General features: G+C 59.3%; 17 protein-coding genes. 2 read left to right on the forward strand and 15 right to left on the reverse strand.

The annotated features are described in order from the left end of the window. Positions 1-19 precede the first annotated feature (19 nt). The 10 genes from odhB to zapE form a co-directional block, all read right to left on the reverse strand. Positions 20-1,294: a 2-oxoglutarate dehydrogenase complex dihydrolipoyllysine-residue succinyltransferase gene (odhB, locus tag PH603_RS15830; RefSeq protein WP_289503728.1), complete on the reverse strand. Its 1,275-nt coding sequence runs from the start codon at positions 1,292-1,294 to the stop codon at positions 20-22. Between the two features lie 20 nt (positions 1,295-1,314). Beyond that, complete coding sequence (locus PH603_RS15835; RefSeq protein ID WP_289503729.1) at positions 1,315-4,221, reverse strand: 2-oxoglutarate dehydrogenase E1 component; 2,907 nt, start codon at positions 4,219-4,221, stop codon at positions 1,315-1,317. Positions 4,222-4,320: 99 nt separating this feature from the next. Next, entirely contained in the window at positions 4,321-5,196 is an 876-nt protein-coding gene (gene sucD / locus PH603_RS15840) for a succinate--CoA ligase subunit alpha (RefSeq protein ID WP_289503730.1), read from the reverse strand. After that, positions 5,197-6,366: an ADP-forming succinate--CoA ligase subunit beta gene (sucC, locus tag PH603_RS15845; protein WP_289503731.1), complete on the reverse strand. Its 1,170-nt coding sequence runs from the start codon at positions 6,364-6,366 to the stop codon at positions 5,197-5,199. It abuts the gene before it with no gap. Between the two features lie 36 nt (positions 6,367-6,402). Continuing rightward, positions 6,403-7,365, reverse strand: coding sequence for a malate dehydrogenase (gene mdh / locus PH603_RS15850; protein ID WP_289503732.1), 963 nt, complete (start codon positions 7,363-7,365; stop codon positions 6,403-6,405). A gap of 282 nt (positions 7,366-7,647) precedes the next feature. Then, complete coding sequence (locus PH603_RS15855) at positions 7,648-8,370, reverse strand: PEPxxWA-CTERM sorting domain-containing protein (protein WP_289503733.1); 723 nt, start codon at positions 8,368-8,370, stop codon at positions 7,648-7,650. A gap of 15 nt (positions 8,371-8,385) precedes the next feature. Further along, positions 8,386-9,051, reverse strand: coding sequence for a PEPxxWA-CTERM sorting domain-containing protein (locus PH603_RS15860; RefSeq protein WP_289503734.1), 666 nt, complete (start codon positions 9,049-9,051; stop codon positions 8,386-8,388). A gap of 16 nt (positions 9,052-9,067) precedes the next feature. Then, complete coding sequence (locus tag PH603_RS15865; RefSeq protein ID WP_289503735.1) at positions 9,068-9,793, reverse strand: PEPxxWA-CTERM sorting domain-containing protein; 726 nt, start codon at positions 9,791-9,793, stop codon at positions 9,068-9,070. Positions 9,794-9,811: 18 nt separating this feature from the next. After that, complete coding sequence (locus PH603_RS15870) at positions 9,812-10,534, reverse strand: PEPxxWA-CTERM sorting domain-containing protein (RefSeq protein WP_289503736.1); 723 nt, start codon at positions 10,532-10,534, stop codon at positions 9,812-9,814. A gap of 253 nt (positions 10,535-10,787) precedes the next feature. Further along, positions 10,788-12,002, reverse strand: coding sequence for a cell division protein ZapE (gene zapE / locus PH603_RS15875; RefSeq protein WP_289503737.1), 1,215 nt, complete (start codon positions 12,000-12,002; stop codon positions 10,788-10,790). A gap of 153 nt (positions 12,003-12,155) precedes the next feature. Between zapE and PH603_RS15880 the strand changes: the two genes are divergently transcribed. Then, positions 12,156-12,968: a tyrosine-protein phosphatase gene (locus tag PH603_RS15880; RefSeq protein ID WP_289503738.1), complete on the forward strand. Its 813-nt coding sequence runs from the start codon at positions 12,156-12,158 to the stop codon at positions 12,966-12,968. A 10-nt stretch (positions 12,969-12,978) separates the two neighbouring features. On the opposite strand, the gene PH603_RS15885 is transcribed toward PH603_RS15880, so the two are convergent. The 5 genes from PH603_RS15885 to sdhC all read right to left on the reverse strand — a co-directional run bounded on the left by PH603_RS15885 (position 12,979) and on the right by sdhC (position 17,265). Beyond that, complete coding sequence (locus tag PH603_RS15885; protein WP_289503739.1) at positions 12,979-13,677, reverse strand: substrate-binding periplasmic protein; 699 nt, start codon at positions 13,675-13,677, stop codon at positions 12,979-12,981. 218 nt (positions 13,678-13,895) lie between these two features. After that, positions 13,896-14,675, reverse strand: a complete 780-nt coding sequence (locus PH603_RS15890; protein ID WP_289503740.1) for a succinate dehydrogenase iron-sulfur subunit — start codon at positions 14,673-14,675, stop codon at positions 13,896-13,898. 17 nt (positions 14,676-14,692) lie between these two features. Next, positions 14,693-16,480, reverse strand: a complete 1,788-nt coding sequence (gene sdhA, locus PH603_RS15895; RefSeq protein ID WP_289503741.1) for a succinate dehydrogenase flavoprotein subunit — start codon at positions 16,478-16,480, stop codon at positions 14,693-14,695. A 3-nt stretch (positions 16,481-16,483) separates the two neighbouring features. After that, positions 16,484-16,867, reverse strand: coding sequence for a succinate dehydrogenase, hydrophobic membrane anchor protein (gene sdhD / locus PH603_RS15900; RefSeq protein ID WP_289503742.1), 384 nt, complete (start codon positions 16,865-16,867; stop codon positions 16,484-16,486). A gap of 2 nt (positions 16,868-16,869) precedes the next feature. Continuing rightward, positions 16,870-17,265: a succinate dehydrogenase, cytochrome b556 subunit gene (gene sdhC / locus PH603_RS15905; protein WP_289503743.1), complete on the reverse strand. Its 396-nt coding sequence runs from the start codon at positions 17,263-17,265 to the stop codon at positions 16,870-16,872. Between the two features lie 240 nt (positions 17,266-17,505). Here sdhC and PH603_RS15910 point away from each other — a divergent pair, with 240 nt between their 5' ends. Next, complete coding sequence (locus tag PH603_RS15910) at positions 17,506-19,479, forward strand: alpha/beta hydrolase family protein (protein ID WP_289503744.1); 1,974 nt, start codon at positions 17,506-17,508, stop codon at positions 19,477-19,479. The last annotated feature ends 18 nt before the right edge of the window (positions 19,480-19,497 follow it).

Genomic DNA, 19,497 nt, shown 5'->3' on the forward strand with positions numbered 1-19,497 from the left:
GTTCCATCCGGTCCGCTTCTTACATGTCCAGAAGGAGGCGGGTCGGGTCTTCAAGCGCTTCCTTGACGCGGACGAGGAAGGTCACTGCCTCGCGACCGTCGATCAGGCGGTGGTCATAGGAAAGGGCGAGATACATCATCGGGCGGATGACGATCTGGCCGTTTTCCACAACCGGGCGGTCCTGGATCTTGTGCATGCCAAGAATGCCGGACTGCGGGGTATTCAGGATCGGGCTCGACATCAGCGACCCGAAGATGCCGCCGTTCGAAATGGTGAAGGTGCCGCCCTGCATGTCTTCAACGGTCAGCTTGCCGTCGCGGGCCTTCTTGCCGAAGTTGGCGATGCCAAGCTCGGTATCCGCGAAGGACATGTTCTGTGCGTCCTTCAGGACCGGCACGACAAGGCCGTTCGGGGCGGAAACCGCCACGCCGATGTTGGCATAGTTGAAGTACACGACTTCATCGCCGTCGATCTGGGCGTTCACCGACGGGATTTCCTTCAGCGCAAGGCAGCAGGCCTTGGTGAAGAAGCTCATGAAGCCGAGCTTGATGCCGTGCTTCTTGGCAAAGAGATCCTTGTAACGGTCGCGCGCAGCCATCACAGCCGTCATGTCCACCTCGTTATAGGTGGTGAGCATCGCGGCAGTGTTCTGGGCTTCCTTCAGGCGCTCGGCGATCCGCTTCCTAAGGCGGGTCATCTTCACGCGCTCTTCACGCGGGCCAGTCGAGACAGCCACAGCACCAGCGGCGGGTGCGCTGAGTGTCTTGGCGGTGCCGCTTTCGATGGCAGCGAGAACATCGCCCTTGGTCAGGCGGCCATCCTTGCCGGAAGCCGGGATCGTCGACGCATCAAGGTTATATTCCTCGACAAGGCGGCGAACAGCCGGGGCAAGCGGCATGGCGTCCTTCGCGGAACCACCGCTTGCGGCAGGTGCAGCAGCGACCGGCTCGGCCTTAGGCGCAGGTGCCGGGGCTTCTGCTTTCGGCGCAGGGGCAGCTTCAGCTTTTTTCTCGGGTGCCTTGGCAGCGGCAGGGGCGGCAGCCGCACCTTTGCCGGACGTGTCCACACGGGCGATCAGCGCACCGATTTCCACCGTGTCGCCTTCAGCGACCAGCGTTTCGATCAGAACACCGGCCACCGGGCTCGGCACTTCCATCGCAACCTTGTCGGTCTCGACCTCGACAATCGGTTCGTCGGCGGCAACGGCGTCGCCCACCTTCTTCAGCCAGGAGCCGATGGAGCCTTCGGTGATCGATTCACCAAGCTGCGGGATTACAATATCTTCGATAGCCACCTTAACGGTCTCCTACCCTGTTAAATCGTGAGTGCAGCGTCGACGAGCGTGGTCTGTTCGACCGCGTGCTTCGACGCCAGGCCCGTTGCGGTCGCGGCGCTTGCTGCACGACCGGCGTAAACGGGACGTTTGACCTTCATATCAAGCGACACGAGCGACGCTTCGATATGTTCGTTGATATAGCTCCAGGCACCCATGTTGCGGGGCTCTTCCTGGCACCAGACGATCCGTTCGGCATTCTTGAAGCGACCGAGCTCCTTTGCCACGGCATGCGCAGGGTAAGGATAGAGCTGCTCGACACGCAGCAGATAGGTATCGGTCTGCTCGCGCTTGTCGCGTTCGTCCAGAAGATCGTAATAGACCTTGCCTGTGCAAAGGATGACGCGTTTGATCTTGTCGTCTGCCTTCAGCTTGAGGGCCGAATTGCCACGCTCGGCATCGTCCCACAGAACGCGGTGGAATTCCGAACCCGGACCAAAGTCTTCAAGCTTCGAAACCGCCATCTTGTGACGCAGAAGCGACTTCGGCGTCATCATGATCAGGGGCTTGCGGAACTTGCGCAGCATCTGGCGGCGCAGGATGTGGAAATAGTTGGCGGGCGTCGTGCAGTTCGCCACCTGCCAGTTATCCTCGGCCGACGATTGCAGGAAGCGCTCGAGACGGGCAGACGAATGCTCCGGACCCTGGCCTTCATAGCCGTGGGGCAGCAGCATCACGAGGCCCGACATCCTGAGCCACTTGGCTTCTGCCGACGAGATGAACTGGTCGATGATGATCTGCGCGCCGTTCACGAAGTCACCGAACTGCGCTTCCCACAGGGTCAGCGTTTTCGGCTCGGCGAGCGAGAAGCCATATTCGAAACCAAGCACGCCGAACTCGGAAAGCGGGCTGTCGAACACATCGAACTTCGCTTCGCTCGAGACGGTATCCAGCGGGATATGCCGCGCTTCGGTCTTCTGGTCAACAAACACGGCATGGCGCTGGCTGAAGGTGCCCCGGCCAACGTCCTGCCCCGAAAGACGGACACCGTAGCCGTCACGCAAGAGCGTGCCAAAGGCCAGCGCTTCGCCGGTTGCCCAGTCGAAGCCTTCGCCGGTTTCGAACATCTTGTCCTTGGCTTCCAGCACCCGCTTCAGCGTGCGGTGGATATTGAAGGTCTCGGGATATTCGGTGAGCTTGTGACCCACTTCGCGCAGCACGGTTTCGCCAACGCCGGTTTCGGCGCGGCGGGCTTCCGGGTCCTGGGCTGCAAGGCCAAGGCCCTGCCATTTGCCTTCAAACCAGTCGGCCTTGTTGACGCGGTAATCCTTCGCAGCCTCGAACTCGTCCTCGAGATAGCTGATGAAGTCGCTGCGCATCTTCTCCAGCATTTCGTCGGTAAGGACGTTCTCTTCCTTCAGGCGCTTGGCATATACGTCCACCACGCCCGGATGGGTGCGGATGGCGGCATACATCAGCGGCTGGGTGAAGGCCGGCTCGTCGGATTCATTGTGACCGAAGCGGCGATAGCAGATCATGTCGATCACCACGTCGCGCTTGAAGGTCTGGCGGAATTCGGTGGCAAGCTTCGTGGCAAAGGTCACGGCTTCCGGATCGTCGCCATTCACATGGAAGATCGGTGCCTGCACCATCTTCGCCACATCCGACGGATACGGCGACGAGCGGGCGAACTGCGGGCTCGTCGTGAAACCGATCTGGTTGTTGACGATGAAATGGATCGTGCCGCCGGTGTTGTAGCCGCGAAGGCCCGACATACCAAAACACTCGGCCACAATACCCTGGCCCGCGAAGGCAGCGTCGCCGTGCAGGAGGAGCGACGCCACCTTCGTGCGGGTCAGGTCATCACGCTGTGCCTGCTTGGCACGAACGCGACCGATAACCACGGGGTTCACCGCCTCGAGGTGCGAGGGGTTGGCGTTAAGCGTCAGGTGGACCTTGTTGCCGTCAAATTCACGGTCGGCACTGGTGCCGAGGTGATATTTCACGTCGCCCGAACCCTGAACATCATCCGGTTTGAAGCTGCCACCATGGAACTCGTTGAAGATGGCGCGGTAAGGCTTCTGCATGACGTTGGCGAGGACGTTCAGGCGGCCGCGGTGCGGCATGCCAAGCACGATTTCCTCAAGGCCATGCTGGCCACCGGTTTTCATCACGGCTTCAAGTGCCGGGACCATGCTTTCGCCGCCGTCGAGGCCGAAACGCTTGGTGCCGGTATATTTGCGGCCCAGGAATTTCTCGAATTCCTCGGCTTCAATCAGCTTGTTGAGAATGGCGATCTTGCCCTTCTCGGTGAAGTGGATTTCCTTGTCACGGCCCTCGATATTGCGCTGGATCCACGCCTTTTCCTCGGGGTCGTTGATATGCATGAACTCGACGCCGAGATTGCCGCAATAGGTGCGCCTGAGGATCGTGATGATCTCGGCAAGCGTCGCGGTCTCGAGACCGAGGACGCCGTCCATGAAAATCTTGCGGTCCATGTCCTTGGGGCCAAAGCCGTAGGTCTCGGGCTCCAGCTCCACATGCAGCGGGCGTTCCTCAAGACCGAGCGGATCGAGATAGGCCATCAGGTGGCCGCGCACCCGGTAGGTGCGGACGAGCATCAGGGCGCGGATACTGTCGATGGTGGCGTTGCGCACGTCGGCGGCAGAAAGGCCGGCACCCTTGGCATCCGCCTTCGACTTCTCGGCCTCGATGAACATGTCGCCAGCGTCAAGCGCCTTGAACCGTTCATCTGCGGGCTTCAGCGGCCAGTCGCTGCGCGCCCACGAAGGGCCTGCGGCGCGAATGCCGGCTTCGAGATCCTCGAAATAGCGGGCCCAGGTCTGGTCAACCGAGAAAGGGTCGGCCTGATACTGGTCATAAAGGGATTCAACGAAGGCGGGGCTGACACCCTCGAGGGCTGAAATGCGGTCGAATTCTGCACCCATGTCCCAAACGCTCCTTTGGCGCGATGCGGCCTGACTGATACGCGGCCTTGTAACGGGTTACAGGGGCGGCCACCAAGCCACCCCTGCCTTACTGGTTTCTCAGGCGCCCATGGCCTTAAGAAGAGTCTCGCCGAGGGCTGCCGGGCTGTCCGAGACAACGATACCGGCCGACTTCATGGCCTCGATCTTGTCTTCGGCGCCGCCTTTGCCGCCCGAAACGATGGCGCCGGCGTGGCCCATGGTGCGGCCCTTCGGTGCCGTGCGGCCAGCGATGAAGCCTGCAATCGGCTTCTTCGTCTTGGACGCTTTCAGGAACTCGGCTGCCTCTTCCTCGGCCGAACCACCGATCTCGCCGATCATGATGATCGCTTCGGTCTCGGGATCGCCCAGGAACATGTCGAGGCAGTCGATGAAGTTGGTGCCGTTGACCGGATCGCCGCCGATACCGATACAGGTCGACTGGCCGAGACCGGCTGCGGTGGTCTGCGCAACAGCTTCATAGGTCAGCGTGCCGGAACGCGACACGATACCAACCTTGCCGCGACGGTGGATGTGGCCCGGCATGATGCCGATCTTGCACTCGCCGGGGGTGATCACGCCCGGGCAGTTCGGGCCCACAAGGCGGGTGCCCGAGTTTTTGAGCGCGCGCTTCACACGGACCATATCGAGGACCGGGATACCTTCGGTGATGCAGACAACGAGCGGCAGCTCGGCATCGATCGCCTCAAGGATCGCGTCAGCCGCGAACGGCGGCGGAACATAGATGACCGAGGCATTGGCGCCGGTTTTGGAAACGGCATCAGCCACGGTGTCGAACACCGGCAGGTCCAGATGCTTGGTGCCGCCTTTGCCGGGGGTTACGCCGCCGACCATCTTGGTGCCGTAAGCGATTGCCTGCTCGGAGTGGAAGGTGCCCTGCGCGCCGGTGAAGCCCTGGCAGATGACCTTGGTGTCCTTATTGACGAGAACAGCCATTTACGCGGCCTCCTTCACTGCTTTCACCACCTTCTGGGCGGCGTCATTGAGATTGTCGGCGGCAATGATCGGCAGGCCGCTATCGGCCATGATCTGTTTGCCGAGCTCGACGTTCGTGCCTTCAAGGCGCACGACAAGCGGTACCGAAAGTGCAACCTCGCGGGCAGCCGAAACTACGCCCTCAGCGATAACATCACAGCGCATGATACCGCCGAAGATGTTGACGAGGATGCCTTCGACGTTCGGGTCCGACAGGATGATCTTGAAAGCTTCGGTCACGCGTTCTTTGGTGGCACCACCGCCCACATCAAGGAAGTTGGCGGGTTCGCCGCCCTTCAGCTTGATGATGTCCATGGTGGCCATGGCGAGGCCGGCACCGTTCACCATGCAGCCGATGTTGCCATCGAGGCTGACATAGTTGAGGTCGTATTTGGACGCTTCGATCTCTTTCGGATCTTCTTCCGACTCGTCACGCAGCTCTTTCACATCCGGGTGGCGGAAAAGCGCGTTGCCGTCGAACGACATTTTGGCATCGAGGACGATCATCTTGTCGTCTTCGGTGAGCACCAGCGGGTTGATTTCAAGGAGCGAGGCGTCGAGCTCGGTGAAAGCCTTGTAGAGGCTGGAGATGAGCTTGATGCATTCCTTGGCGGCATTGCCTTCAAGGCCGAGGCCGTAGGCCACGCGGCGGCAGTGGTAAGCCTGCAGGCCGGCAACCGGATCGATGGTGATCGTGTTGATCTTTTCCGGGGTGTGCTCGGCCACTTCCTCGATGTCCATCCCGCCTTCGGTGGAGGACACGATGGCGATGCGGCTGGTGGCACGGTCAACGAGCAGCGAAAGATAGTATTCTTTCTTGATGCGGCAACCGTCTTCCACATAGATCCGCTTGACTTCCTTGCCCTCGGGGCCGGTCTGGTGGGTTACCAGCGTCTTGCCGATCAGTTCCTTGGCCATCGCCTCGACATCGTCGAGCGACTTGACAACTTTCACGCCGCCAGCCTTGCCGCGACCGCCTGCGTGGATCTGGGCCTTCACGACCCAGACCGGACCGCCGAGCTTCTTGGCGGCATCCACCGCTTCGTGCGGCGTGTAAGCAACACCGCCATCAAGGACCGGTGCGCCGAACTTTTTCAGAAGGCCCTTGGCCTGATACTCATGGATATTCATTGTCCCTCAACTCCTGTTCGAAGGGAGCCCTCGCCCTCAGGCGAGGGTCGGATCGATTGCTTTACAGGCGTCCATCAGGCCCTTCACGGCATTCACCGAGTGATCGAAGCCAGATTTCTCTTCGCCCTGGAGGTCGATCTCGACCACTTTCTCGATGCCGCCTTCACCGATGATCACCGGTACGCCGACATACATATCCTTCAGGCCATACTCGCCCGCGAGGAAGGAAGCGCAAGGCAGCAGGCGCTTCTTGTCCTTCAGGTAGCTTTCCGCCATTTCGATGGCGCTCGTCGCCGGGGCGTAGAAAGCCGAACCGGTTTTCAGGAGGCCAACGATCTCGGCGCCGCCGTCACGGGTGCGCTGCACGATCGCGTCGATCTTTTCCTGCGTGGACCAGCCCATCTTGATCAGGTCCGGCACCGGGATACCGGCCACAGCCGAGTAACGGGTCAGCGGAACCATGGTGTCGCCGTGGCCACCGAGCACGAAGGCGGTGACGTCCTGGACCGACACATTGAATTCTTCAGCGAGGAAGTGGCGGAAGCGGGCGCTATCCAGCACGCCAGCCATGCCGGTGACCATGTGGGTCGGCAGGCCGGAGAATTTCTGCAGTGCCCAGACCATCGCGTCGAGCGGGTTGGTGATGCAGATGACGAAAGCGTTCGGCGCATATTTGGCGATGCCTTCACCGACCGACTTCATAACCTTCAGGTTGATGCCGAGAAGGTCGTCGCGGCTCATGCCCGGCTTGCGCGGCACGCCGGCGGTGACGATCACAACGTCGGCGCCTGCGATATCGGCATAGTCATTGGCGCCTTTGAGTTTCGCATTGAAGCCTTCAACCGGACCCGACTGCGCGAGGTCCAGCGACTTGCCCTGGGGCAGCCCTTCAACGATGTCGAACAGGACAACATCGCCCAGTTCCTTGAGCGCAGCGAGGTGCGCGAGGGTGCCACCGATCTGGCCGCCGCCGATCAATGCAATTTTCTTACGTGCCATGAGAATGCTCCAGCTTAGCGTGTGAGGCCCATTGGGGATGAGGCCATACCACTGAAAACAGGGGAATAATAAGGGTGGTTCCTAGCGCGTTTGGCATGCACTGGCAACCGGGAAACCGCTTTCCGTCCCAAGTTTCAAAGTCAGCCGGACCACTCTAAGCCCTGAGGGACGAAAAGCACGTTCTTTTTTAGGGGGTCAGCCATGTGCCGGACGCATGGAACGACAAGGCCCGCCACCGGACCAATCGGCAGCGGGCCTTATCAATTCCGCGTGAAAGCCGCCTCAGGCCGCCAGCACCAACCGGCGGCGGCGCATCGCGACACCGGCAAGGCCGAAACCCATGATCAGGGTGAGCCATGTGGCGGGTTCAGGGACGGCGGGGGTTGTCATGGTCACCAAATGCCCCTTAGGCTGACTAACGGTAGCAAATGTTATTTCCATGACTGAGCTGTCCAGATTGTTGAACTCAAAGATTCTGTCCGCGTCGACACCGTCAAAACTATCATGTCGATCTGAATAGGCGCCGAACCAAAGAATTTCATCGCCAAAACTACCATCTGTGAAAACACTAGGATAAATCCACGTAGTGAATTCTATGTTATCCTGCGCAAATCCACCCGAATTAGGAGCATAAGTATCTGTTATTATTATATCCCCATCAGAAGTCGCTGTTTTATTGCCAATGACCCATTCAACCAGTTCAACCTTGTACGTGGCCACCCGAGCGTTCTGATTAGACCCTATCCAAGTCATGTCAGGATTAGGGTTAGCCTCCGAGGTTTCTTCATAATGAATAGCGTCGGCAACTTTCAGCGTGGGATCGAAATGCAGCGTCGCAACCACATCAACATACAAGCTGTCCTCAACACCGAAATAACTTGCTAGCGCAGCGCTGTACATTTTTGCCTTGTGTGTAAACACAAACGTCTGCACAGCAGCCTGCGCGCCCGCGCTCAACCCCATCGCCAGTACCGCAGCAGCGGCTGCCTTCTTCATGAACGACATAATTTTATCCTCGGGTTACTGAGCTGCAAATGCCACCCGGCGGCGGCGCACCGCGACACCGGCAAGGCCGAAGCCCGTGATCAGGGTGAGCCAAGTGGCGGGTTCGGGGACGGCGGGGGCGAGGGACATGGTCACATAATGCTTATTGCCGGCAGGATAATTCTCAGCAGCCCCACCAAAGATGAAAGCATAGCTCCCAATGGCTTGGTTAAATTTCAGGATATTGCTCGCATCCGCACCGTCTAAAAAGTCGGCAGGAGAGATTCCCGTCTCAACACCAATCGTGAAGAAATCAATACCGTTGGAAAAAGTCGGGCCAGCAACCACCAGCGAAATATAGTCGCCGTTAATGCCGTCGTGAATTCCAAGCCACACGCTGTTCGCGATAACTGTCTGGTTCCCAAATTGCACCACCGCCGCGGCAACACCATAACTCGCATAGGTGAATGTACTTGCGTATTGGACGTAATACGCATTCTCAGGAGTTTGAGCGGTGTCGAAGTCAAGACGCGCAGAAAACGAGCTGGTGACCCCATCCACCACACCGAACTGAGCGGCAATTTCTGGGTTAAAATATTCATACGTACCTTCAAACACAAACGTCTGCACGGCTGCCTGCGCACCCGCACTCAGCCCCATCGCCAGCACCGCAGCGGCAGCTGCTTTTTTCATAAACAACATAAATCTACTCTCAGGATTACTGGGCAACACACGCCAACCGGCGGCGGCGCACCGCGACACCGGCAAGGCCGAAGCCCATGATCAGGGTGAGCCATGTGGCGGGTTCGGGGACACCTGCGACTGACAATTGAATGTCCGTGAACTGATAAAAGTTGCTGTTAATAGCGAAGTTTCCGCCTTCACCTAGGGTACCGCCATATCGGGTGCCACCAAGAGAGTTGAAATCGAGAAAATGCTGAATTCCAAAGTCGTCAATTGAGTCAAATGGCATCCCGACGTTGAAAGTCATTCCATGGGACGATTTTCCGCTAGCAAGCTGGAGCGGTTCGTAGATGCCTAGATCAGCGTTGAAACCAACTGTAGCATCAATCGACACCCTGTCCGAATAGGGGCCGAGATAACCTTTGGCATCCGTAACGATTACAATGACCCGATCTAAGGTGACTTGCTGGTTCCCCAGATGGCCGGTAAAATTGTTGCCGTAATAATTGGCGTGATGGAACGGCGTCCCATCAGAAGCAGTGTTCATTGTGGTAGAATAGCCTGGTGGCAGAGCGGTATCCAAATCGAAGCTAAAATCAAAGCGACCGACTGTACCTTCCACAACGCCAAACGAAGCTGCCGCCTCTTCCGTCCAGAATTCCACATTCCCAGTAAGATTGAAGGTCTGCACGGCAGCCTGCGAACCCGCGCTCAGCCCCATCGCCAGCACCGCAGCGGCGGCTTTCTTCAGAATAGCCATCTATCCATTCTCCGAGAATTATTGAACGGCACACGCCACCCGGCGGCGGCGCACTGCGACACCGGCAAGGCCGAAGCCCATGATCATAGTGAGCCATGTGGCGGGTTCGGGGACGCCGCCAACCGTCATCGTGATATTGCCAAGGGTGATCAGGCCTTCATTGGTCGAGACGCGACCCCAGTTAAGGTCCGTTATCTCGTTGAAGGCGAAAAGGTTGGATGCGTTGGCTGTCGGCCAGAAGGTTTCGTCCAGCATTTGCCCGTGAACATTCGAGAACAGCACCGACAGGCCGTTGACAAGAAAGATATCACTGATCCCCGAAGCATAGGTGCTGTCGTGAGTCAGCGAGGTGCCATCCATGATGCCGTTGCGCACATAGACATCGTTGGGGTTGCCGGATGCACCGACACCGCTGCCATCGTAAGACCAGGACTGGTCGTCCAGCGTCCAGCTGAAGCTTTCATAATAATAGCGGGCTATTTCCTGCTCGAACGGATTGCCCGGCTTCGGATCGATCTTGCTGTAGGTCCAGGCATCTGTCGTCGTTTGCCCGGCATCGAACTTCAGGGTCGCTGTGAAGGTCCCGACCGTGCCGGAGAGAATGCCAAATTTCTGGGCCAAAGCCTCGGATTCGTATGATGCTTCCCCCGAAAAGACGAAGGTGGTGACAGCCGCCTCGGCACCCACGCTCAACCCGGTTGCAAGCAGCGCCGCAGCGGCGGCTTTCTTCAGAACAGACATACGACCCCCATGATCAATTGCCGGAAAGCGCCGTGGCAACACCACCATGACGCACATAGGACGATTTGCACACGCAGAGGGCGTATCGGTCAATCGAATTTTAATGAAGTTTTAACTGTAGGCCCCGTCTGCATAATTTCTGCAGAATTTCAAAGGCGCGCAATGGCATGACTGTCCCGATTTGGGACATGCATCCTTCATCTCGCGAGCGGAAATCACAACCACAGATGAATCTGTGGCGCTTCCGGGGCGTTCAGCCCTGCGCTTCCGGCACACCGTGGCCGCGGGCGAGATAGTCTTCGGATTGCATCTCCATGAGGCGCGATACGGTGCGCTCAAACTCGAAGGCGCCGTCGCCTTCGGTATAAAGCGCTTCGGGCGGCACCTCGGCATTGCACAGGAGCTTCACGCCGTGCTCGTAAAGCGCGTCGATAAGCGTGACAAAGCGCCGGGCCTCGTTCCTTTTGGCGGGGCCGAGCTTCGGGATCGCGACCAGAATGACGGTGTGATAATGCCGCGCAATGGTGAGATAATCGGCGGGGCCGAGCGCCGAAGCGCACAGCCGCTTGAAGGAGAAAACCGCTACGCCCTTCGCCGCCTTCGGCACGAAAACGGTGCGGCCAAGCACCGTCAGTTCCTCGGACGGCACCTTGTCGCGGTCCGAAACATCACGGTCGGTCAGCTTGAAAAAGGCAGCCGAAAGCCGGTCGGTCGTTTCCTGATCGACTGGCACCAGATAGGTTTCCACACCCTTCATGCGGTCCAGCCGGTAATCAACCGGGCCGTCCAGTGTCATCACGTCAAACTCGGCCTCGAGCCGCGCGATGAAGGGCAGGAATAGCTGGCGGTTCAGGCCGTCCTTATACAGGTCCTTCGGCGGGCGGTTGGAGGTGGCCACGATCACCACGCCGCGCGACATCAGGCCTTCAAAGAGGCGCGACAGAACCATGGCATCCGCAATATCGGTCACCTGCATTTCATCGAAACACAGAAGCGTCGCTTCATAAGCGATCTGGCGGGCTATCGGCGGGATCGGGTCGTCTTCGGTCGCGCGTGCGCCCATCTTCAGCCGCTCGGCCGGGCTCATCTGGCGCCAGGCATTGAGCCGCGCATGGATATCCAGCATGAATTCGTGGAAATGGACGCGCTTCTTGGCTTTCACCGGGGCGGTCTCGAAAAACAGGTCCATCAGCATGGATTTGCCGCGCCCGACGCCGCCATAAAGGTAAAGCCCGCGCGGTACCTTCTTCTCGTTATTGCCCCAGCTGAAAAGCGTGGAAAGCCGCCACGACCGCACGCTGAGGCCGGTGGCATGACCCGACAGCTCGGGATAGTCCTTCAGCTCGCCCCACAGCCGTTCGAGCCGCGCCACAACCCGCGCCTGATCGCCGTCCGGCCTGATCTCGCCTGCCGCCTGCAGGGCATGATAGCGGGCGGTTGGCCCTGATGGGTCGAAACTGGCTGTCACACACGGGCTCCCCGAGTCTCATCGTCTTTCCTGTGTCCTAGCACGCGCCGAAAGCTGCCAGCAATGCCAAAGCGCGGCGCGCAGCCTGCGTGGCCCACCCTGTTGACAGCCCCCCGCGCCGCTTCCACACTGGGGCCAGAACAGGAAAGAAAAATGCCAGAAAGCCTAGACCTCCCGAGACGACTGATCCCGCTGACCGGCGTGAAGAATTTGCGCGACCTTGGCGGATACCATACAGCGGACGGCCGCCAGACGCGCTGGGGCGCGCTTTTCCGGTCCGGCCACCTGGCCGACATGACCGAGGAATGCGGCACCGAAATGTGCGTGCGCGACATCGAAACCGTGATCGATTTCCGCACCGATCATGAGAAGGTCCGCCATCCCGTTCACTGGCCCTGCATGTGGACGCCGCGCTATCACGCCGTGCCCATCGGCGGCAATGTGGCGGCCCGCATCAAGGAACTGTTCGACAGCCTGACCGCCGGCAGCGTGTTTCCGGCGCACGAGCTGGACGAAGGTTTCCGCGCGGCGTTCGAAACCATCCCGATCGCCAATGCGTCCGGCCTGAGGCGGATGATGGATGTGCTGATCGACGATCATCAGGGCAATGCCGCCCTCATCCATTGCACTGCCGGCAAGGATCGCACCGGCATCGGCTGCGCGCTTGTCCTGACCGCCCTTGGCGTGGACGCGGACGAAGTGGTGGAGGATTTCCTGCTGACCAACAGCGCGGTGGACCGCGATGCGGCGACCGAGCGCATGTCGGACTATATCTTCGCCAAGTCCGGCCACCGGGTGACGCCGCGCGCGCTGCGCCCGCTGGTGGGCGTGGAGGCCGACTGGCTGATGCGCGCATGGCACGCGATGGAGCAAAGCTTCGGGTCAATCGACGGCTACCTGCAAACCGCCCTCGGGCTGGATGACGCCCGCCGAGAAAAGCTGCGCGAGCGGTTCCTCACCCCGTGATAACCCGAGCCTAGTGCGCCTTGTTGGCGCGCAAGGCCTTGCCGATCAGCGCATCAATCCGACCGTCCGATTTCATGCGGGCAATCGCCGCATTCAGGCCGGGCAACTGGTCGGCATGGTCCTTGTGAACCCTGATCCTGAGGCCATAGCGCTGGGTAACGGGGCCAAGGACAACCGGCAGCGGATTGGCCGCCTGCATGCGGAAAAACTCCTGCACGCCGAACACGGTGACATCCGCCCGGCCATCGGCGAGGGCATCGAATGCATCTTCAATGGTCTCGACCGGCACCCGCAGGCGGATCTGGTTATCCAGCGTATAGTTGAAGCCCTTCACAGTCGCAAAACGCAGCCCTTCCAGATTAATGGGGGCGTCCGTCGCGGGCCTGCGTACATTGGGGCCAAGGATCAGGTGATCGGCCGCGACGAAAAAATGGTCGCTGAAAAGCTGGACTTCGGCTTCATCAGCACGCGTGCGCCACTCGGGGATGGAGCAGCAGTCCATATCCAGATCGCCGCTTACAAAGCGGTCGCGCAGCACATCGACGGTAGCGTGAATGATTTCGGCCTCGAATCCTGCTTCCTTGACGATGGCAACAATCGCATCGTCATAGATGGTGCTGTCGATGAGGCCAATCCGCAACGGCTCAGCCTGCGCGGCGGGCGTGAAAGCCAGCGGCAACAGCAGCAGGGCCGCCATTCCGGCAGCCATATTCGAATTTCCCCACTTCATCAGTCGGCACCACACTTAGAAACACAGGGGCAGTGCCTGTCTGCCCATTCCCTGGCGCCTTTATCGGCGCCAACCCTTAAAAAGTCCTAAAAATTTGTTGAATAAGCGTAAATGCGCCGGGCATTTCGGGGCTGCTTCCTCAAAAGAAAAGGGCCGGCAAACGCCAGCCCTTTGATCCGATTGATGAAAGGCCGAAATCAGCCTTTGCGTTCCACCATCATCTTCTTGATCTCGGCAATCGCCTTCGCGGGGTTCAGACCCTTCGGGCAGGCGTTCGCGCAGTTCATGATCGTGTGGCAGCGATAAAGCCGGAACGGATCCTCAAGGTTATCGAGGCGGTCGCCGGTGGCTTCGTCGCGGCTGTCGATGATCCAGCGATAAGCCTGCAGGAGGATAGCAGGGCCGAGATATTTGTCGCCGTTCCACCAGTAGCTCGGGCACGAGGTCGAGCAGCAGGCGCAGAGGATACATTCGTAAAGCCCATCGAGCTTTTCGCGGTCTTCAACCGACTGCAGACGCTCTTTTTCAGGCGTCGTTGACTGCGTCTGCATCCACGGCTTGATCGAGGCATATTGCGCATAGAAGTTGGTCAGGTCCGGCACCAGATCCTTCACCACTTCCAGATGCGGCAGCGGGGTGATCTTCACTTCGCCCTTCACGTCTTCGATGGCGCGGGTGCAGGCGAGCGTGTTCTTGCCATCGATATTCATCGCGCACGAACCGCACACGCCTTCGCGGCACGAACGCCGGAAGGTCAGCGTGCTGTCCATCTCGTTCTTGATCTTGATAAGGGCATCAAGAACCATCGGACCGCAGCTGTCCATGTCCACTTCGAACGTGTCCATGCGCGGGTTTTCGCCATCATCCGGGTTCCAGCGGTAAACCGAGAACTTGCGGATATTCTTGGCGCCATCGGCAGCCTTGACGGTTTTGCCCTTGCCGATCTTCGAGTTTGCAGGAAGCGAGAATTCAGCCATTTGTTTTCATCCCTTCCTTAGTACACCCGGGCCTTCGGCTTGATATAGCCGATTTCCTCGGTAAGCGTGAAATCATGGACCGGACGATCGCCAAGCGTCACCTTCTTGCCGTCGAACCAGCAAACAGTGTGCTTCATCCAGTTCTTGTCGTCGCGGTCAGGGAAGTCTTCGTGCATATGAGCACCACGGCTTTCCTTGCGATTTTCCGCCGAATGCATGGTCAGCACGGCCTGGCCGATCAGGTTCTGCAGTTCCAGCGTCTCAATGAGGTCGCTGTTCCAGACGAGGCTCCTATCACTGGTCTTCAGGTCGCCCATACCGGCGGCAACCTCGTCGATCATCTTGACACCTTCCTCGAGGACTTCCTTGGTGCGGAACACCGCGCAGTTGTTCTGCATGGTGCGCTGCATCTTCAGGCGCATCTCGGCGGTCGGGGTCGAGCCCGAGGCATAGCGGGCAGCGTCGAGGCGGCTGAGGGCCATGTCGGCATAGCCTTCCGCCAGCGCCTTCTGGGTTGCACCCGACTTGACGATCTCCGGCACCCGCTTGCCAACCGCGCGACCGAACACCACAAGGTCGATGAGCGAGTTGGAGCCGAGACGGTTTGCACCGTGGACCGATACACAGGCTGCCTCGCCAACCGCGAACAGACCCGGCACCACAGCGTCCGGATTGTCCTTCGTCGGGTTGATGACCTCGCCGTGATAGTTCGTCGGTATACCGCCCATGTTGTAATGAACGGTAGGCAGGATCGGGATCGGCTCTTTGGTCACATCGACGCCTGCGAAGATTTTCGCGGATTCCGAAATGCCCGGCAGGCGCTTGTGCAGCACATCAGCCGGCAGGTGCTCAAGGTGCAGGAACATGTGATCCTTGTTGGCGCCAACGCCGCGGCCTTCACGGATCTCGTTCGAGATCGAGCGCGAAACCACATCGCGCGAGGCCAGATCCTTCGCCGATGGTGCATAGCGTTCCATGAAACGCTCACCTTCGGAGTTCCGCAGGATACCGCCTTCACCGCGGGCACCCTCGGTGATCAGCACGCCGGCACCGTAGATGCCGGTCGGGTGGAACTGGACGAACTCCAGATCCTGCAGGGCAAGGCCTGCCCGCAGCACCATGCCGCCGCCGTCACCGGTGCAGGTGTGGGCGCTGGTGGCCGAGAAGTAGGCACGGCCATAACCGCCGGTCGCCAGCACGGTGGCCTGGGACCGGAAGGCATGGATCGAACCGTCTTCCATATTCATCGCGATCACACCACGGCATTCACCGTTTTCCATGATCAGGTCGATGGCGAAATATTCGATATAGAAGTCGCTATCGTACTTCAGCGACTGCTGATAAAGCGCGTGCAGCATGGCGTGGCCGGTACGGTCGGCGGCAGCGCAGGTGCGCTGGGCTGCCGGGCCTTCACCGAACTTGGTGGTCATACCACCGAACGGGCGCTGGTAGATTTTGCCCTCTTCGGTACGGCTGAAGGGCACACCATAATGTTCCAGTTCGTAAACCGCTGCCGGAGCCTCGCGGACCATATATTCGATCGCGTCCTGGTCACCGAGCCAGTCGGAGCCCTTGACGGTGTCATACATGTGCCACTGCCAGTTATCCTCGCCCATGTTGCCAAGCGACGCGGCGATGCCGCCTTGCGCTGCCACGGTGTGCGAACGGGTCGGGAAAACCTTGGTGATGCACGCCGTCTTGAGCCCGCTTTCAGCAAGGCCCATGGTCGCACGGAGGCCAGAGCCACCGGCGCCGACAACAACGGCATCATAGGTATGAAGGGTAATGGGATAGGCCTTGGACATCACTTATCCCCCAAAGGCGATCTTGAGAATGGAAAAGGCGCCAAGCGCCGCGAGCAGGATCGTGCCGAAGGTGATGGCCGTCATCACGATGATCTTGTTCATCTTCGTGTGGACATAATCCTCGACCATCACCTGCAGGCCGAGGCGCAGGTGCCAGGTCACGTTCAGGACGAAAAGCAGCATCAGCACAGCCACGAGCGGCTGCTGGAGCCACGAAACCCAATCAGCATAGGGCTTGCCGGCATTGCCGATGAAAGAGGTCACAACAAACAGCGTCAGCGGGATGTTGGCCACGCCGCTCATGCGCTGCACCCACCAGTGATGGGTGCCTTCCTTGGCGGAACCAAGGCCACGGACCTTGGCGAGAGGGGCTTTGAAATCGCTCATGATCAGATCATCCCCAGCATGCGGTAACCCATCACCCAGATCACGATTGTGGCGGCGATGGAAAACACGAATGTGAATTTGGCCGAAGCCGCATTGATCTTCAGGCTATACATACGGCCGCTGTCCATGATCAGATGGCGGATGCCGGAGGCAAAATGCTGCATCAGGGCCCAGGTGAGGCCGAAGAGCACGAAACGCCCCAGGGGACTCGCCAGACACGTCATCACTGTATCGAAGCTCTCCGGGCCGGAAGCCAGAGCCATGAGCCACCAGACAAGGATAACCGTCCCCACCGCGAGCGCCGAACCGGTCGCACGGTGAAGGATGGAGGCAGCCATTGCGGCGCTCCAGCGGTAAACCTGCAGGTGGGGAGAAAGCGGGCGGTTCGCCTGTGCCATGAAAAATCCCCTAGAAGAAATACAATGTTGAGGCGGGCACGGCCCTCGATCCGGGCCCGTCATCGTCCGACGCCCCTTTTAACGCCGCGTCGCCTTGTTCCGCAAGGCGGATATTCAACAAACGCCCAACTTTCGCCACGCTTCTGCCGACGCGAAATATTCACAACCCAAACGATTGCACATTGAAACTTTGGTTGGTAGCTTCGATCCATAAAATTGTATTCATGGATTTGACCCTATATGCGCCATTCCCTGCGGGCAGCCTTTCTGGCCTTCACCCTTGCCTTCCCTGCGTTTGCTGAAGAAGCGACAACCCCGCCCCCGCTTTACCCGGTGGAGCAGTTCGCCGCGCTCGCGCGGGTCAACCAACTGACCGTCTCACCGGACGGGGAGTTTATCGCCTATATCTCGCCGCTTGGCGGGCGCCAGCATGTGGTGATGCACCGACTGGGCGAGAAAGACTTCAACAAGATGGTGATCCTGCCGCCAATCGACGAGGGCAGATTGACGGCCGACGTCAGCTGGATCCGCTGGGCCAACAATGAACGGCTGTTCGTTTCCTACCGCTTCACCAATGACGACGCCTTCCGGCGTTATGTCCGCACTGCCATGTTCAGCGTGCCGCGCGAAGGCAAAATCAAATGGGTCGATATGGCCCAGCCCAGCCGAGACCAGCGGAAGCAGGGATATAAAGCGTCGCCAGCCCAGTTCAAGGACGACATTATCGATCATCTGCCGGACGAGCCGGATTTTGTCCTGCAGTCTATCGACAGTGACCAGGATGGCAGCGACGAAATCCGGAAGGTGAATGTTCACACCGGCAAATATTCCGTGGTGACCGAAGGCCGGGCCAGTATTCAGAATTGGCTTGTCGATGCCAATCATGAGCCCCGGCTCGGCTGGGGATATGACCAGTATTCGAACAGCAAGACGATCTACCGCAGCCCCGAAACCGGCAAATTCATCGACCTGACGGACACCGAATGGCTTGATTCCGACAGGATCAACCCGATCGGCTTCACCGACGACCCCCGCATCGTTTATGCCCTTGAAACCGTCAGTGACACGGTCAAGCGGCTGGTCTCCTTTGACGTTCTGGAAGGCAAGGTGAAAAGCATCCTGTTCGAGCGCGAGGGCGCCACCGCCACGGGCCTGCGCCGTCACCCGGTCAATGACGTTGTCATCGGTTATACCTATAGCGATGAAGACGGCGGCGACACTTTCTACACCGATCCCTTCCTGAACAAGCTGAAAGCACGGATCGATCAGCTGCTGCCGGATGGCTATAACCGGATTGTCGATTTTGTACCCGCACGCAGCCAGTATTTCATCCTGCATAGCAACGAACGCAATGAAGGCACCTATTTCATCCTCGACCTGAAATCCAAGACGCTGACGCCCGAGATCAATCGCCGCGACTTTGCGCCGGATACAATGGCCAGCACGCTCAGCTATACGGTGGCGGCCCGTGACGGGCTCGAATTCAAGGCGATGCTGACCCTGCCGGTTGGACGGAAGGCCGAGAACCTGCCGTTGATCGTCATGCCGCACGGTGGCCCCCATGCACGCACATCCGGCGGTTTCCAGTATCAACGCCAGTTTTTCGCCAATCGTGGCTACGCGGTGCTCGAACCCGATTTCCGCGGGTCCACGGGCTATGGCACCCAGTTCAAGGAAGCCGGCTTCAACGAATGGGGCGGCAAGATGCAGGATGACGTGACCGACGCCACCAAATGGGCAATTGAAAAGGGTATCGCAGACCCTGCCCGCATCTGCATTGTCGGCGGTTCCTACGGCGGTTACGCGTCCCTCATGGGCACCATCATGGCGCCTGGCATGTATGCTTGCGCCATCAGCATCAACGGTGTGGCCGACATCCCCGGCATGCTGCGGTTCGACCGCTATTTCCTCGGCGGCCGCGAGTGGAACAAGAAGATCATCCCCGAAGGCCGCAAGGCGACAGATATCTCGCCCGTCGACCGCGCAGCAGAAGTTTCGGCCCCTGTTCTGATCATCCACGCGAAGGACGATCCGGTCGTGCGCTTCGATCAGGGCAAGGGGATGTATTCCAAACTCAAATCGCTTGGCAAACCCGTTGAATTCATTGAGCTGAAATCAGGTGACCATTATCTCGATACCACCGAAGCCCGCCTCGCGACGCTCACCGCGATGGAGGCTTTCCTGAAAACACATCTGGGCGCACCCGCACCCTGACCTTTATCCAGACGTCCG

Source organism: Gimibacter soli, assembly GCF_028463845.1.
GTDB lineage: Bacteria > Pseudomonadota > Alphaproteobacteria > Sphingomonadales > Kordiimonadaceae > Gimibacter > Gimibacter soli.

Coding starts and splice junctions, on each gene's coding strand:
- sdhA (WP_289503741.1), bottom strand. CDS start 16,480: ATGTCCAAGGCCTATCCCATTACCCTTCATACCTATGATGCCGTTGTT.
- PH603_RS15870 (WP_289503736.1), bottom strand. CDS start 10,534: ATGTCTGTTCTGAAGAAAGCCGCCGCTGCGGCGCTGCTTGCAACCGGG.
- PH603_RS15835 (WP_289503729.1), bottom strand. CDS start 4,221: ATGGGTGCAGAATTCGACCGCATTTCAGCCCTCGAGGGTGTCAGCCCC.
- mdh (WP_289503732.1), bottom strand. CDS start 7,365: ATGGCACGTAAGAAAATTGCATTGATCGGCGGCGGCCAGATCGGTGGC.
- PH603_RS15880 (WP_289503738.1), top strand. CDS start 12,156: ATGCCAGAAAGCCTAGACCTCCCGAGACGACTGATCCCGCTGACCGGC.
- PH603_RS15890 (WP_289503740.1), bottom strand. CDS start 14,675: ATGGCTGAATTCTCGCTTCCTGCAAACTCGAAGATCGGCAAGGGCAAA.
- sucD (WP_289503730.1), bottom strand. CDS start 5,196: ATGGCTGTTCTCGTCAATAAGGACACCAAGGTCATCTGCCAGGGCTTC.
- PH603_RS15860 (WP_289503734.1), bottom strand. CDS start 9,051: ATGTTGTTTATGAAAAAAGCAGCTGCCGCTGCGGTGCTGGCGATGGGG.
- PH603_RS15910 (WP_289503744.1), top strand. CDS start 17,506: ATGCGCCATTCCCTGCGGGCAGCCTTTCTGGCCTTCACCCTTGCCTTC.
- sucC (WP_289503731.1), bottom strand. CDS start 6,366: ATGAATATCCATGAGTATCAGGCCAAGGGCCTTCTGAAAAAGTTCGGC.
- sdhD (WP_289503742.1), bottom strand. CDS start 16,867: ATGAGCGATTTCAAAGCCCCTCTCGCCAAGGTCCGTGGCCTTGGTTCC.
- sdhC (WP_289503743.1), bottom strand. CDS start 17,265: ATGGCACAGGCGAACCGCCCGCTTTCTCCCCACCTGCAGGTTTACCGC.
- PH603_RS15885 (WP_289503739.1), bottom strand. CDS start 13,677: ATGGCTGCCGGAATGGCGGCCCTGCTGCTGTTGCCGCTGGCTTTCACG.
- PH603_RS15855 (WP_289503733.1), bottom strand. CDS start 8,370: ATGTCGTTCATGAAGAAGGCAGCCGCTGCTGCGGTACTGGCGATGGGG.
- PH603_RS15865 (WP_289503735.1), bottom strand. CDS start 9,793: ATGGCTATTCTGAAGAAAGCCGCCGCTGCGGTGCTGGCGATGGGGCTG.